The sequence below is a fragment of the Ruegeria sp. CDSC079 genome (assembly GCF_059610505.1).
Genome location: NZ_JBXWNT010000003.1, coordinates 453,838 through 468,632 on the forward strand (window position 1 = coordinate 453,838; position 14,795 = coordinate 468,632).

At 57.1% G+C, this 14,795-nt stretch carries 11 protein-coding genes; 5 read left to right on the forward strand and 6 right to left on the reverse strand.

The genetic code is table 11. The features are described from left to right. The first annotated feature begins 24 nt into the window (after nt 1–24). Genes AC2FIC_RS07945 through AC2FIC_RS07965 form a run of 5 tightly spaced genes read left to right on the forward strand, consistent with a single transcriptional unit; the run spans nt 25 to nt 5,531 of the window. Nucleotides 25–1,227 carry a DegT/DnrJ/EryC1/StrS family aminotransferase gene (locus AC2FIC_RS07945; RefSeq protein WP_142636227.1) on the forward strand — a complete coding sequence of 401 codons (1,203 nt, stop codon included), beginning with the start codon at nt 25–27 and terminating at the stop codon, nt 1,225–1,227. Beyond that, nucleotides 1,227–2,471 (forward strand): class I SAM-dependent methyltransferase, encoded by a 1,245-nt coding sequence (locus AC2FIC_RS07950; protein ID WP_496691628.1) that lies wholly within the window; start codon nt 1,227–1,229, stop codon nt 2,469–2,471. The genes AC2FIC_RS07945 and AC2FIC_RS07950 overlap by 1 nt, the downstream gene beginning before the upstream one ends. Before the next feature lie 10 nt (nt 2,472–2,481). After that, on the forward strand, nt 2,482–3,429 hold the full coding sequence (locus AC2FIC_RS07955) for an NAD-dependent epimerase/dehydratase family protein (protein WP_496691627.1): 948 nt from the start codon (nt 2,482–2,484) through the stop codon (nt 3,427–3,429). After that, entirely contained in the window at nt 3,390–4,409 is a 1,020-nt protein-coding gene (locus AC2FIC_RS07960) for a glycosyltransferase family 2 protein (protein WP_185956666.1), read from the forward strand. The genes AC2FIC_RS07955 and AC2FIC_RS07960 overlap by 40 nt, the downstream gene beginning before the upstream one ends. Before the next feature lie 3 nt (nt 4,410–4,412). Continuing rightward, a complete protein-coding gene (locus AC2FIC_RS07965) occupies nt 4,413–5,531 on the forward strand; it encodes a glycosyltransferase family 4 protein (RefSeq protein ID WP_496691626.1) in 1,119 nt (372 codons plus the stop codon). Here the strand turns inward: AC2FIC_RS07965 and AC2FIC_RS07970 are convergent. The 6 genes from AC2FIC_RS07970 to AC2FIC_RS07995 form a co-directional block, all read right to left on the reverse strand. Beyond that, nucleotides 5,506–6,162, reverse strand: coding sequence for an HAD family hydrolase (locus tag AC2FIC_RS07970; protein ID WP_496691625.1), 657 nt, complete (start codon nt 6,160–6,162; stop codon nt 5,506–5,508). The genes AC2FIC_RS07965 and AC2FIC_RS07970 overlap by 26 nt on opposite strands. Next, nucleotides 6,162–7,133, reverse strand: coding sequence for an ATP-grasp domain-containing protein (locus tag AC2FIC_RS07975; protein ID WP_496691624.1), 972 nt, complete (start codon nt 7,131–7,133; stop codon nt 6,162–6,164). Before AC2FIC_RS07975 ends, AC2FIC_RS07970 begins: the two co-directional genes overlap by 1 nt. 155 nt (nt 7,134–7,288) lie before the next feature. Beyond that, nucleotides 7,289–10,663 carry an error-prone DNA polymerase gene (locus tag AC2FIC_RS07980; RefSeq protein ID WP_496691623.1) on the reverse strand — a complete coding sequence of 1,125 codons (3,375 nt, stop codon included), beginning with the start codon at nt 10,661–10,663 and terminating at the stop codon, nt 7,289–7,291. Next, entirely contained in the window at nt 10,660–12,138 is a 1,479-nt protein-coding gene (locus tag AC2FIC_RS07985) for a Y-family DNA polymerase (RefSeq protein ID WP_496691622.1), read from the reverse strand. The genes AC2FIC_RS07980 and AC2FIC_RS07985 overlap by 4 nt, the downstream gene beginning before the upstream one ends. Before the next feature lie 258 nt (nt 12,139–12,396). Next, nucleotides 12,397–13,503, reverse strand: a complete 1,107-nt coding sequence (locus AC2FIC_RS07990; RefSeq protein WP_142636241.1) for a transporter substrate-binding domain-containing protein — start codon at nt 13,501–13,503, stop codon at nt 12,397–12,399. A 44-nt stretch (nt 13,504–13,547) separates the two neighbouring features. Next, nucleotides 13,548–14,789, reverse strand: a complete 1,242-nt coding sequence (locus AC2FIC_RS07995) for a peptidoglycan-binding protein LysM (protein ID WP_496691621.1) — start codon at nt 14,787–14,789, stop codon at nt 13,548–13,550. Between the last annotated feature and the right edge of the window lie 6 nt (nt 14,790–14,795).

Consider the following 14,795-nt stretch of genomic DNA (forward strand, 5'->3'; position numbering starts at 1 on the left):
CGGGTTATTGAGGAGAAAAGAATAATGCGAGTGAATTACGGTCAAACCGTGCATGGCCAGGAAGAGATCGACGCGGTTGTCGAAGTTCTGAAAACGTCCACCCAGATGGGCCCCAAAGTGCGCGAGATGCAGGAAAAAGTGGCTGCTTTGTTTTCCAAACGCCACGGCATCATGGTGAACTCGGGGTCATCGGCGAACTACCTCGCGGTCGAGATTCTGGACTTGCCAAAGGGCAGCGAAGTTATCACTCCGGCCCTGACTTTTGCCACGACGGTTGCTCCGCTTGTCCGTCAGGGCCTGATCCCGACATTTGTGGATGCCGCGGTCGGGACCTATAATATCGACGTAGACGCGATCGAACGCATGATCACGCCAAATACATCTGCCGTCATGATCCCGTCACTGATCGGAAACCTGCCAGATTGGCGCCGTATCCGCGAGCTGGCCGATGCGCATGGTCTGAAGGTAATTGAAGACAGCGCTGACACGCTGGGCGCAACCATCGACGGTACAAGCACGGGCGTCTATTCCGACGTCTCTACCACCAGCTTTTACGGCAGCCACGTCATCAATGGCGCCGGGAATGGCGGCATGTTGTGCGTGAATGACGAAGAGCTTGGCCGCAAGGCGCTTTTGCTGAGGTCCTGGGGGCGGTCGTCCTCGCTGTTTGTGGAATCCGAGGCCATCGAGAACCGGTTCAACGTCAAACTGGACGGGATCGAGTATGATGCCAAATTTCTGTTCGAGGATCTTGGCTATAACGTTGAACCTTCGGAAATCAGCGCGGCATTCGGGTTGGTGCAGCTGAGCAAACTGGACAACAACATCCGCGTGCGCGAAGAGGCCTTCGCTGCTCATCGCGCCTTTTTTGCCCGCTATGAAGACTGGTTCATCCTGCCTGAACAACTGCCGAACTCGCGCACCGGTTGGCTGGCCTTCCCGCTGACATTGCGCGAAGGTGCCCCATTCACACGGCGCGAGATGCAGATATTCCTTGAGACTTCGGACATTCAAACTCGGCCCGTCTTTACCGGAAACATTCTGCGTCAGCCTGCCATGAAGCAAGTAGAATACCGAGCAGATCCCGCGGGCTATCCCAATTCCGATGCGGTTATGCGCGGGGGTATCCTGCTGGCTTGTCACCATGGTCTGATACAAGCGCAAATCGATTATATGCATGCAAAATTTGAAGAATTTGCATTGAAATTCCAAGGAGCACTGGTCTGATGAACGATCAAAGCATCAATACGTCTGTTCGCACGACCTGCCGGACCTGCCGGTCTGCCAACCTTATGCTTGTGCTGCCGATGGGCGATCACCCGCCCGCCAATATGTTCGCACGGCCCGAGCAAAAGGATGTTCCGCAACCGGCTTTCCCGCTGAATACTCAGGCCTGTCTGGATTGTGGCTTGATCCAGGTTGCAGATCAGGTGCCTGCTGATTTCTTTACGGACTATCTTTATGTCCCGTCCGGTGCGGCAACAATGCATACACATTTCGCCGAACTCGCCTCGGTCGCGGTAGAGCGTGCGCAAGGTGGGCTGATCATTGATATCGGTTGTAATGACGGTCTGATGCTGTCCCATGCCAATGATCAGGGCGGGCGCACATTGGGCATCGACCCGGCGGCCAACCTTGCCAAGATTGCCGGCGAACGGGGCGTTCGGGTCCATGTGGACTTTTTCAACCGCGCCACCGCGCAGCAGATTCGTGAAACCGAAGGGCCGGCCAGCGTCATCACGACGACCAATACCTTCAACCATATCGACGATCTGCACGGCTTTACCGAAGGTGTTCTGGACCTGTTGACAGATGACGGCGTCTTCATCATCGAAGTCCCTTGGGGCAAGATGATCCTCGAGACCAACGAGTTCGACAATGTCTATCACGAACATGTCTCTGAACTCAGCCTTCTGTCCGTCGTCAAGCTGGGCCAGTCCGTTGGGCTCGATGTAGTGGATGTCACAAAACTGCCGGTTCATGGCGGTTCGATGCGCGTGTTCATGCAACCCGCCGCGCTGGACAAAACCCCGGCGCCGATCGTTGCTGATATGCTGGCCGACGAAGACGCCGCGGGCATGACCAACAAAGAGGCATACGAAGCATTTGCCGAGCGTGTTCACGCGATGCAGGAAAGCCTTGTTTCCATGCTGGCCGAGCTTAAGGCATCTGGCAAAACGATTGCTGGCTACGGTGCGCCCGCTAAGGGTAATACGCTGTTGAACTACTTTGATATCGGCACGGAAACTCTGGATTTTCTGGTTGACCGGAACACGTTGAAACAGGGCCTGTATTCGCCGGGCAAGCTTATTCCTGTATTGGCCCCCGAAGCGGTCATGGAACGCAAACCTGATTACCTGTTGGTTTTGGCCTGGAACTTCTTTGACGAAATCCGCGAGCAGATGGCTGATTTCGAAGCCGCTGGCGGCAAGTTCATCGTGCCTTTGCCAATGCCAGTAGTTATTCCCTGAAGGGGAAACAATGACGCGCGTATTGATCACCGGAGCCAGCGGATTCATTGGCTCTCATCTGGTTCGGGCCTGCTTGGCCCGGGGCGATGAGGTCGCTGTGCTTACGCGGCCGGGTTCCTCTCGGGGCCGTTTGCAAGGTGCTTCGGGAATCCGCTTTTTCACCGATGGGTATTCGGATGTTGCCGCGATCAAACGCGTCGCGAATGCGTTCCGACCCCAGGTAGTTTTGCACACCGCCGCGCAGACAAAATTTGCCGAGACTGATGACCTGGCAGATCTGAATGCCAGTATTTTGCAAAATCTCTCGACGCTGGTTGCGATCCTGTCGGCTTTGGCCATCTGTGATCAGCCGCCCAATGCGTTTGTGCGCACCGGATCCATTGCGGAATATGGTGATATCGAGCTGCCCTATGTCGAAACTTCGCGAGAGAACCCGCGAAATTCCTATGGCGCGTCTCTGGTGGCCGGAACGCAATATATTGAAATGGCTCAGCCCCGGCTGCCGTTCAAGGCTGTTACGGCTCGGTTGGCGCTGACCTATGGTCCCGGACAGTCAGAAGATTTCTTCATACCCCATGCCATTGGCCGCCTGTTGCGGAAAGCCCCGGTTTTCCTTCATCGTCCACATGATCGGCGTGATCTGATACATATTGACGACATAGTCGAAGCGCTGCTTTTGATTGCTGACGCGCCGGACAAGGCGGGGTCGGTCATCAATGTTGTTACTGGCGATGCTCCGGATATGGCCGCAGTCGCAGGAGAGTTGCAGGTGTTGACCGGAGCAGCTCTGGATTTGGTTTCTTCTGCGCCGCCGAAGGATGACCCGGTATTGTTGGTTTCGGATCCTTCACAGATGGCGGAACGTTATGGCTGGTCGGCAAAAATCGCTTTGCGTGAAGGCCTTGAAAGGACGGTTCAATGGACAAAACAGTCACAACAAGCGGAGATGAACGCGTGACTTTGGTTTCAATCCTGATCCCCGCTTTGAACGAAGAAGATAACGTTCGCACGGCCTATGAACGTGTGACCAAGGTGTTTGACGATCTGCCCTCTTATGAGCCCGAGATCATTTTCACTGACAACCATTCCACGGATCGTACATTTGAAATCCTGTCGGATATTGCTGCTGCTGATCCCCGTGTCCGGGTTATCCGATTTGCCCGCAATATGGGATATCAGTCATCAGTTCTGACGGCCTATCGATCCGCAAACGGGGCCTGTTCGATCCAACTGGATTGCGACATGCAGGACCCGCCCGAACTGATCCCGCAGATGCTGGATACCTGGCGGCAGGGATATCACGTGGTATACGGCATTCGCCGTAGCCTGCCGGACGGACCCATCGTCGCTGCCGCGCGGCGCGGCTTTTATGCGTTGATCGATATGATCAGCAATGATGATTTGCCGAGAAATGCGGGCGAGTTTCGGCTGACTGATCGGCGTATTCTGGACGAGCTGCGCCGGGTCGATGATCGCTCTCCTTATGTTCGCGGGTTAATCAGTGGGATGGGTTTCCGCCAGATCGGCTTTGAATATGATCGCAATGCGCGCACCGCTGGCGAGTCGAAATTTCCGTTTCGGGCCATGCTGTCGCTTGCTGTCGACGGGTTGATCAACCACTCGCTTCTGCCCTTGCGCCTTGCCTCGATGATCAGTCTGACGGTTGGCACAGGGACTTTTTTGCTGATGATCGGATATGTGATCGGCAAGCTGTTCTTTGGCCAGAACTGGCCGGGCGGTTTTGCCACGACCACCATCCTGTTGCTGCTGTCGATGACCTTGAATGCGATGTTCCTGGGAATAATGGGCGAATATATTGGGCGGATTTTCCTGCAGTCCAAAGACTTGAATCGACCCATTGTCGAACAAGAGTTGAACCGTCCGGAAACTCTGGATCTGGTACAGCAAGCTGATCGTGTAAAAAGCGCCGCTGAGTGAAAAATGAAACTGTTATTGGTGCAAGCTGGGTTCGGAGCGGGCGGTGCGGAAAAGATCGCCGCAATGATCGCCGCGCATCGAATCTCGGCCGGGGATGAGGTTCACGTTGCCGGGATGGCGACAGAGGATTCTGGTTCCTACTTCGCCTATCCTGAGTGCGCGCATTTACACATGATTCAGCCGCTAAAGATCTCGCGGCGACTGACGCAGGCACGGCGCTACTTGCATATTCGCAAGGTCATCCGGGCTGTGCGTCCCGATCTGATCATCTCGTTTCTAACCAAGGTGAATGTGCTGACCATGTTGGCCGCGCGTGGAACCGGGGTGCCTGTCGTGATCTCTGAGCGGAACAATCCGCTGGTTCAAAGCGGAAATCCCATGTGGCTGAAAGCGGTGAACAGGCTTGCGCGGGGGGCATCCGGAATTGTCATGCAGACCGAACGTGCGCGTTTGGATTTGCCTGCGGACCTGATCCCAAAGGCCAGTGTAATCCCCAATCCATGTGCTCCGCTGGGGGGGATCCACATCGGGTCCGGACAGACCCGGCTTGTGGCTGTCGGGCGTTTGGATCGTCAAAAGGGGTTCGATATGCTGCTGCGGGCAATGCCCGAAGTGCTGCGCGACAACCCAGACATCCGGTTGACGATCTTTGGCGAGGGCCCAGAGCGCGACGCGTTGGAACAGCAGATCTCTGCTGCGAATTTATCGGATGTCGTATCATTGCCCGGCGCCAGCCCAAAACCCGGAGACTGGATGCAAGACGCGGATATTCTTGTATTCCCGTCTCGCTTTGAAGGGTTCCCGAATGTAGTTGCCGAGGCCACGGTCACAGGTCTGCCGGTCATATCGTTCGATTGCGCCTATGGGCCACGGGAATTGATCCGCGACAGGGAAAACGGATTGCTTGTTCCGGCCGAGGATGTTGCCGGTCTGACCAAGGCGATTTTCAGCCTGTCAAAGGATGATGCCTTACTGAATAAAATGCGTCAGAATGCGCGCCATAACAGGGAATGGCTGGAACCGCAGCACGTCCTGTCGGACTGGGATTCTTTGATTGCCAATGTGCAAATCGGAGTTGCTGCCAAAGCCGGCACGGCTAAAGGTCTGACAGAACTTCTGTAAGCTGGCCTAAGCTGGTGACCGTGGCATATGCGGCATGCTTAGAACTGGGTGGAATCGGATCATGCACAGCCCCGGGTCGGAGGATTTGAACCGTCCGCCAGCCTCGGGCATTCGGGGTGATAAAGTCCTTGGCCGGATTGTCCGCTACATAGACCATTCTGCGCGGGTTTTGCGCGGCCAATTCCATCTCTTCATAGGCGCGGGGATGCGGTTTCCCGTAGCCATCCGGCCAGGCGCCGGTCGGGCGGATATGCGCAATAAAGCGGTCCAGATCCAGCGCGGCGATCTTGTTGCGCTGCATCTTTTCGGGCCCGTCGGTGATCAACCCCATCGGCTGATCTGCGTTTGTCAAAAACCGCTCGGCGTCTTCGCACAGCGAAATGAGGGGCGGGTGTGATCGGTATTTGGTGATCAGGTCCTGTATGAAAGAATCGGTCGCATCAAGGCCGGTCTGCGCGCAAGCCACATTGAATATGCGTCGTCTTTCCCCCGCATTGTACGCGGCCTGACACCGTTGTCCGAACCCTTCAGCGCCGGTTTTTTCGTGGACCCAACCGTTCAGCCAGTTATAGCCGCTAAAGGCAAAATCTCGCTCCAGATACAGGGTGTCGTCCAGATCAAATACCAGCATCAGCCCTGATACACCGCACTGTCATATCGTATCATTTTCACACCATCGCGCCAGTTGTTATGAGCGGTTGACGGTAATTCGGCGACCTCTTCCAAAAGCCACTGTGCGAACTGTGCGCCCGCATGATCGGCCAGAGGGTAGCCACCCCCGAAACGCGCATTGATCTCAAGCACTGCGGGGCCATGTTCTGGGTCATCGATGATCTGAAAACAGGCGACACCGCGCAGATCGGGCAGGGCCTGTGCAATGCCTTCGGCGATGGTTTGCAGATCATTGCGTCGCCTGGTTTCACCCTTTTCAACCTCACCGGCGCGAATTTGAATGCGCAGATGCGGGATCACCGTGCAGAGCTGACCCGAGGCATCTACAAACATGTTGATTGTGTATTCCGGTCCGTTCAGCTTGTCCTGAAAGATCATCGGTTCGGGGAATTCAGAGGGGACATCAGCGAGGGTTTCGAATACATCCAGCCCCCGGCTTGCACTGCCGCCACTTGGCTTTGCAAAGATGGGCCAACTGATGTCTTGTGGCCGCTCTAGCAATTCCTGATGATCCAATGTGCGCGGAACTGGAACCCCGGCTTCGGACAGTTTCTGGATTGTCAGGCGCTTGTCCCGGACAACCTCAATCACGTTCACTGGCGAGACATGGACTCGCGCGCCCAGATTGGCAAAGGCGGGCGCGGCCTGTGCCAGGGGCATCAGTTCCGGGTCGATTGTGGGGATCACCAGGCTGACCCTGTGTTGACGCACAATCTCGAGGATCGAGGTTGCATAGTCGGGGCTGTCACATCGCGGCACGGCGGCGGCGTGATCGGCAAGCGCGCAAGCCGCGCTTTCATCTGGGTTCAGGTCGCAGGCGATGATGGTCAGATCTATATCCAGACGGTCCGCAGCCGCCCTGAAGCATTGCAGTAGGCCAACACGGCGACCCGCCGACGTAATCAGGATTGTCAGACATTTTCGCGCCATCGGAAACTCACCAATTCATAAACAATTATACGTGCTTAACCTAGCACAGGGTGTCTTGCCCTGTGAACGGGGTAGGGGTGAGTTTGCCTCAATATTGTTTTGAGTTGCGGCAATCCGACAGTGCGGACCCTGCCAGAGATATGCAGCAGTGCGGTTCAATGAAAATCCCGGCTTGGAAACAGCCGCTTTGCCTGATCCCGTGGGTGCATTGCCCTGGCAGGATAGCGGGATTTCTTCGGTGTATCATCAGTGCGGGACCCTTCGGTGCTTAGGACCCCTGGTTGCGGGTGCCCCAATTCGGAAAGCTTATGTGACATGTCCTGAACGTCCTGGGCGATCAGGTGCACGATAATCCCTTCACGCTGCAGATACCCTGTGATCCGCAGCAGGCGCCCGCCCATCACGGCCCGGCGGAAACGCTCATAAACCTTGGGCCAGACCACCACATTGCTGACCCCGGTTTCATCCTCTAGCGTCAGGAAAATTATACCCGACGCCGTGCCCGGCCGTTGACGGGTGATAACCAGACCACAAACGCTGTGCCGCCCCAGGGGCACCTCTAACAAGGCGACATGTGTGGTCAGCCCTGGCAGAGAGGGGCGCAGCAGTTCCATCGGGTGGGCCCGCAGGGTTAGGCGGGTGGCAACATAATCCTCGACCACCTCTTCGCCCAGCTGCATGGCGGGCAGGTTGACCGGGGGTTCGTGAACCGTTTCCCCGTCAATCGGATCATTGAACAAGGGCAGAGGTTTGGGGCTTTGAATGGCTTTGACCTGCCAGAGTGCATCGCGCCGGGTCAGCCCCATATCGGAAAAAGCGTCTGCCTCGGCCAAGCGCGTCAGTACATCAGGCCGCAGCCCCGCACGCAGCCACAGCGCCTCTGGATCCTGATAGCCATTGCCGCGGGCGGCCTCAATCCAGCCGGCGTCTTCTTCCCTGAACCCCTTGATCTGGCGGAATCCCAGCCGCAGCGCCAGCGCGCCATCGGGGCGGCGTTCCAGTATATTGTCCCACTCGGAATGATTGACGCAGATAGGGCGGATTTCGACCCCATGCTCGCGGGCGTCGCGCACGATCTGAGCGGGCGCGTAAAACCCCATGGGTTGAGAGTTCAAAAGCGCGCAGGCAAAGATCGCCGGGTGATGGCGTTTCAGCCAGGCCGAGACATAGGCAAGCATGGCAAAGGCCGCCGCATGGCTTTCCGGGAACCCGTAATCGGCAAAGCCTTCGATCTGGGAAAAACACTGCTCAGCTACTTTGATGTCATAGCCGTTACCCAGCATCCCATTGATGAATTTATCCCGGAATGTGCCGATTGTGCCCATTCGCCGGAACGTGGCCAATGAGCGGCGCAGATGGTCGGCCTCTTCCGCCGTGAATCCGGCCCCGACCACGGCAATCTGCATGGCCTGTTCCTGAAACAGGGGGACGCCCAATGTGCGCGCTGTCACCTGTTCCAGTTTCGGGCCAAAGGGTTCGGGGTTTTCCAGCCCATTGCGTCGCCGGATATAGGGCTTCACCATATCCCCTTGAATGGGGCCAGGGCGCACAATGGCAACTTCGATTATCAGGTCATAAAGCTCGCGGGGGCGCATCCGGGGCAGGAAATTCATCTGCGCCCGACTTTCGACCTGAAAGACGCCGATCGCATCCGCCCGGCAGAGCATGTCATATGTGGCGGTGTCGTCCTGAGGCACCTTGGCGATGCTCAGGGTCTGGCCTTCATGCTGTTGCAGCAGGCCAAAGGATTTGCGCAGACAACTGAGCATACCAAGCCCCAGCACATCGACTTTCAGGATGTTCAGAGCATCAATATCATCTTTGTCCCAGCAGATGACGGTGCGGTTTTCCATTGCGGCATTTTCAATCGGGCAAAGCTCGTCCAGGCGTCCTTTGGTGATCACAAAACCACCAACATGCTGGGACAGATGGCGGGGAAAGCCGATGATTTCGCCAATCAGATGAATGGTTTGCATGAGGCGCCGGTCGCTGAGGTCCAGCCCCAGCTCGCGAATACGGTCCAGATCAACGCCGCCATTGCTCATGCCCCAGATCTGGCTCGACAGCCCAGCGGTCACATCCTGCGACAGCCCCATGACCTTGCCCACCTCGCGAATGGCTGCACGGGTGCGGAAATGGATGACAGTTGCGCAAAGACCAGCACGTTCGCGGCCATATTTCTCGTAAATCCACTGGATCACCTCCTCACGCCGCTCATGCTCGAAATCGACATCAATATCCGGCGGCTCGCCCCGGTATCTGGACACGAACCGTTCAAAGACCATGGCGATCTGGTTGGGGCTGACATCCGTGATGCCCAAGAGGTAACAGAGCACCGAATTGGCCGCGGACCCGCGCCCCTGACACAGAATGCCCTGCGACCGGGCATATTGTACGATGTCATGTACAGTCAGGAAATAAGCGGGAAACTGCAGATCCGCGACCACCGCCAGTTCCTTGCGCATCAGCCCGACCACCGTGTCGGGCGGCCCTTCGGGGTACCGGCGCTGCAACCCTTCGTGTGCCAGACGTTCCAGACGCGTTTGCGGATGTTCCCCGCTTGCAATCTCATCGGGGTATTCATACGAAAGCTCCGCCAGATCAAAGCTGCACCTGTCGGCAATCTCCATCGTGCGCCGCAAGGCGCTGGGGTGATGGCGGAACAGCCGGACCAGATCATGGCCGGATTTGAGGCGGCGTTCGGCATTGGCCAATGCGCGTGTACCGATCTGATCAATCGTAATATTTTCGCGCATGCAGGTCAGGGTATCGGCCAGTTGCTTGCGGTGGGCGCGGTGCATCAGAACATCCCCGACCGCCACCATGGGGGCGCAGCTCTTCTGGGCCAGTTGGGCGCATTCGGCCAGGTAGGCCTGATCGCTGCCGTCATAGCGCGGAACAGCGCCCAGAAAAACATGATTGGGAAAGCGCCGTCGCACGGTCTGAATATCTGATGCGGCCTCTGACAGGGTGGTCTGGGGCAGGGCGATCAGGATCATGCCCTTGCAAGCCGTCAGCATGTCTTGCGTATAGAGCTCGCAATCGCCCTTATCTGTACGCCGTTTGCCCAGAGTCAGCAGGCGGGCCAAGCGTTTGTAGGCTGCCAGATCACAGGGCAACGCCACCCAATCTACCGCACTGTCGCGCAGCAGCAGCCGGCAGCCAGTAATTAGTTTAGGCAGAACAGTACAGTCCGGTTTCGGAAGCGCCTGCCTGTGGCCAACCTCTTGCCGGGAGGAGGAATCAACCCGATATTCAGATCTGATTTGAAGGGGCTGTTTGGTCTGTCGTTTAAGCTCTCGCAGTGCCGACCATGCGCGCACAACCCCTGCCAACGAATTGTGATCCGTGATAGCTATTGCCGACAATCCCAGCTCGGCGGCGCGCAGGACAAGCTCTTCGGGGTGGGAGGCCCCGGTCAGAAAGGTGAAATTCGTGGTGACACAGAGTTCGGCATAACCCAGCCCCTGTGCATGGGGCTTTGGCATATGGCGGTGCAGGGCGTCTGTCGGGCGGTTTGCTGTGATCATGCGAACTCTCCCTGTACAAACCAGCCCGGATTCTGCGGCGTGTAAAACAGCCAGAGCCTGCGCCCCTGCGTGGTTTCCACCCGCCAGTAATCCCGCAGACCGGACCGCCAGCTTTCATCCTGATGCCACCACTCGGGCGCGATGCGTTCGGGGCCCGTGGCATGGCCGGTTGTCAGGGGCATGCGTCTCCAGCGGAACCGCGCGGGCGGATGTGGGCCGGTTGCCGCAATCGGTTCGGGTGGAAACAGGCAGAGCGGTCGTGGGTTCAGGCTGCTCCACCCGCTGGAGGGGCTGGAATAGGCGGCGGCCGCGATGATGAAACTGTGCTCGGGAATATGGCTGTCCGCAGGTAGGAAACGTTGAATGTTCTCCAGCCCGACCCGGGTGCCCAGCCGGGTGATCAGATCATCCAGCCGGCTCTTGCTGTGGTCCGACACATGGCTGATTTGTTGTACTGGCAGCGCTTCAACCCCGGTAGCCTCCAACCGCATTTGATCAATGCCAAAGCCAGCATCTATTTCCCCCAAACCGCGTTCGAACAAAGACAGGATACGCTGAGGATCGCGCAGAGGTCGGGCCAGACGCAGTTCAACCAGCTGGCAGTCCTGGTCCACCCGACGCAATGTCATGCAAAGTTTCCGGGCGCCCATCTCTTGCGCCTTCAGCTTGGCGCAGAGCTGGGCCAACAGCCGTTCGGTACCAGCCATCACGTCCGACAGTAATCCGATGGGGTCCGGCAGGGTCATGCGCACCGCGTAATGGGGGGGATCGGACAGCGGCGTGATTGCTTCGGGTTGCGCGCCCAGAGCCTGATCCAGCCTGAGCAGCAGACCGGGACCAAAACGCCGTGTCAGCGGTGCGCGCGGTGCTGCCGCCAATGTACCAATTTTGCGCAGGCCCATGCGCTGTAAGGCGACCGAGGTCTTCTCATCCAGACGCAAGGCCGCCACCGGCAGCAACTTTAGGGCCGTCAGCATATTGCCAGAGGCTGCGACCCCCTCGTTATAACGGGCAAGCGCCCAAGCCGCACCGCGCGTATCCCCCAACCCGATCTGCACCCAGAGCCCTGCGCGCGCAAACCGTCCGCGCATATCAGCCAACATCGCCTCTTCGCCGCCAAAGAGATGGGCTGACCCGGTGACGTCAAGCACCAGCCCATCCTCGCCTTCCATCCCCACCCAGGGGCAATAGCGCGTTGCCCAGCGACGCAGGATGTGCAGGAAACGCATATCGGCCTGAGGATCGGCTGTGCAGCTTTGCAAAGCGGGGCAAAAGGCGCGCGCATCCGCATAGGACATGCCCTGATGCAGCCCCTGTTCCGCAGCCTGAGCGTTCAGGCAATAAATACGATTGGCATTCTGTTGTTTGAGCGTCAGGACAAAGGGCCCATTCACCAGGCGTCGACGCAGAACCCGGTCGCTTGCCAACCGAGGAAACCACAATGAAACGACGCGACGCTGCATTCCATCGAACATGCCAGATACCAATATGTTCTTGATTTGTTCTTTTTATGCTTCCGCTTTTACAGAGTCGAGTCTTTTGGATCAAACGCCAGCAGATAGTGCCACCGGGACCAAGTTGTTTCGGCTTCGAAGGGAAGGTCGGCCCTTTTAGGCATCAAACCGCGGCAGCCATTATTCGGACTCTCATTCTTGTCGCAAAAATCTTTGGATCTTGAAAAAAGACAGGGCCGGTCCAAAGACCGGCCCTGCGACTGTTCATATGTATCGGTATTAGTTCGACGCGGCGTTCAGCTTTTCGTTCTGTTCACGCAGCGTGTCCGAGATGATCGCGTACCATTCGCCGGATTCACGCATTTCGTTCAGGCCCTTGTTGACCATAGCGATGTATTCACGTGCAAACGGGTTGGTGCGGTGAGCAAGGAAGCTCATCGAGGACAGCGTGGAAACATAGGGGTTTTCTACGATATCTTCCGAGGTCAGGCCCATGTCCTTCATGGTTGCGGCGAAAAGATCGACCTCGAACGCGGCCACATCGGCTGAGCCGGTCAAAACGGCATCCAGACACTCGCGGGCCGAGCTGGGGTGAACCAACGTCAGGTTATCGGAATTCAAGCCAACTTCTTCAAGTACAACCATGCTCCAGCCGTCCATACGACACAGGGTTGCACCTTTGAGGTCTTCGAAGGCCGTCGCTTGTGAGTATTCGCTTTCCGGCAGAGTGAAGAAACCGCCGACGATGTCATAGACCGGAACCGAAGCAACAAACTCGTTGCACCGGGATTCAGTCGCTGCAGACCACTCATAGGTGTGATTTGTACAATCTGGAACTGTCCAGGCGATCGAGATGTCGAATGCGCCGAGCGGCAAGAGAGTTTCCAAATGCGAAGTCCAGTCGTCGACAAAGCTGACCGAGAAATCACGGCTGTTGCCGGCACGCTGAAGACTTGTGGTCGCCAGGCGGGTCATGATCCCACCACCACTCAGACTTTCGGTCGTGAATGGCTCCCATCCGTTACCCGCTACCAGCTTGATTGGCGGGGCGTAGACGTTCGAACGTTTCACACTGGCCGCACGCTTTTCTTCTGCTGCGATCAGTTCCTGTGCTGACTGGCCATTCGGCAGACTACCGTCTTCACAGGGCAAGGACAGAACCAATCCAGGCGCCAGCGCGTTTGGGTTGGTGATGATGTTGCGGTTGGCGTTGAAGATCGGCTGATAGTTCGAGGTGCCATAAGCCGCGATGGCGATGGTCGCCATCGTGTCACCATCCGCGACGGTATAGTTGCTACAGGCTTCCTGTGCTGCGGCAGCTCCGGCGCTCAGTGCGGTGACGGCGGTGGCCGAAATCACGACTTTCTTCAGGTTAAATTTATACATGTCCACTTCCTCCAGACTTTTTTGAGTTTAGGCCGATAAGGGCCTTAGCCATTTTCCATTTGATAACGCAGAGCGGTTGAGACGATGTCGCGCCACTCGCCTGATTGCTGCATGATCGCCAGACCCTGATTAAGCGTTTCAAGGATCGCTTCTCCATCAGGATTCTCCTTGTGAGTCATGATGTTAAGAGACTTGATTGCTGCCAGGTTGGGGTTTTCTACAATGCGATGCTCGTAACCCAGCCGACCGATTGCCTCGACGGCTAGATGGGCCTCAATTGCGGCGATGTCGGCGGTTCCATCCATCAATGCATGGAAACATTCATCCGGCGAAACCGGGCGCAGCATCGTGATCGCGGGCTCGTACAGCCCCACCGCGTCCATATGCGACAGGGACCAGCCCTCGGGTCGGCAGATGGTTGCACCGGCAAAGTCCGCATATGTCAGGGTCTCTTCATAGCCCGAACCTTCGCGAGCAAAGAACGTGTCCACAACTTCATAGAACGGGTTCGAGAAATTGTAGGTTTCACAACGTGAACGGTCATTTTCAGACAGTGCATCTGCGTCGTCACAATCTGGACGCGACCACGGGAAGGTTGCGTCAAATGCCAGCGTCGGCATCAACAGATCCAGATGTGAAGACCAGTCATTGACGAACTGGATCTTGTAGGACTGTTCCGGTGCTGCGCGCAACATCGCGGTTTCCACAAGATTTGTATATAGACCACGATGCGGCAGAGCTTCATCCGTGAACGGGGAATAGTTGCCGCCAGTGATCAAAATCAACTGACGGTCCCGGATTTCAGGACGTTCACCGGTACCTGCATTGCGGATTAGGGCAGCACCTTCAGCACGCGCAGCCTCGATCTCATCCTTGGCCGCAGCCTTGGCGGCGATGACCGCCTCTGCTTTGGCTTCGGCCACGCGGGACTCGGCTTCGGCGATAGCTTTGGCAGCGCGATCTTCCGCAGCCTTGACAAGTTCGGCGGCCATTTCGGCGGCCATTGCTTCGGCCTCTGTCTGCGGCACGGCAGCCGCGCGCCCGATATCTTCCAAACAGGGCAGGGTCAAAACGTCGCCGACGCGGATGACATTGGGATTATTTCCGATTACATCGCGGTTTGCCTCGAAGATGATCCGAAAATCTTCGGTCGAATAGACTGCGATGGTCAGTTCCCGCAGGCTGTCGCCTCGCTGGATTTCATAGGTTGAGCATGCTTCTTGTGCCGAAGCAGCGCCCGTCGCGGCAGCTAGTGCCAGGCTGGATATGATCAGATGGAGTTTCATTGGTCC

Excerpts from the sequence above, each read along its gene's own strand:
- AC2FIC_RS07975 (WP_496691624.1), bottom strand. The coding sequence starts at position 7,133 with ATGGCGCGAAAATGTCTGACAATCCTGATTACGTCGGCGGGTCGCCGT.
- AC2FIC_RS07945 (WP_142636227.1), top strand. The coding sequence starts at position 25 with ATGCGAGTGAATTACGGTCAAACCGTGCATGGCCAGGAAGAGATCGAC.
- AC2FIC_RS07965 (WP_496691626.1), top strand. The coding sequence starts at position 4,413 with ATGAAACTGTTATTGGTGCAAGCTGGGTTCGGAGCGGGCGGTGCGGAA.
- AC2FIC_RS07950 (WP_496691628.1), top strand. The coding sequence starts at position 1,227 with ATGAACGATCAAAGCATCAATACGTCTGTTCGCACGACCTGCCGGACC.
- AC2FIC_RS07980 (WP_496691623.1), bottom strand. The coding sequence starts at position 10,663 with ATGATCACAGCAAACCGCCCGACAGACGCCCTGCACCGCCATATGCCA.
- AC2FIC_RS07970 (WP_496691625.1), bottom strand. The coding sequence starts at position 6,162 with ATGCTGGTATTTGATCTGGACGACACCCTGTATCTGGAGCGAGATTTT.
- AC2FIC_RS07960 (WP_185956666.1), top strand. The coding sequence starts at position 3,390 with ATGGACAAAACAGTCACAACAAGCGGAGATGAACGCGTGACTTTGGTT.
- AC2FIC_RS07985 (WP_496691622.1), bottom strand. The coding sequence starts at position 12,138 with ATGTTCGATGGAATGCAGCGTCGCGTCGTTTCATTGTGGTTTCCTCGG.
- AC2FIC_RS07995 (WP_496691621.1), bottom strand. The coding sequence starts at position 14,789 with ATGAAACTCCATCTGATCATATCCAGCCTGGCACTAGCTGCCGCGACG.
- AC2FIC_RS07955 (WP_496691627.1), top strand. The coding sequence starts at position 2,482 with ATGACGCGCGTATTGATCACCGGAGCCAGCGGATTCATTGGCTCTCAT.
- AC2FIC_RS07990 (WP_142636241.1), bottom strand. The coding sequence starts at position 13,503 with ATGTATAAATTTAACCTGAAGAAAGTCGTGATTTCGGCCACCGCCGTC.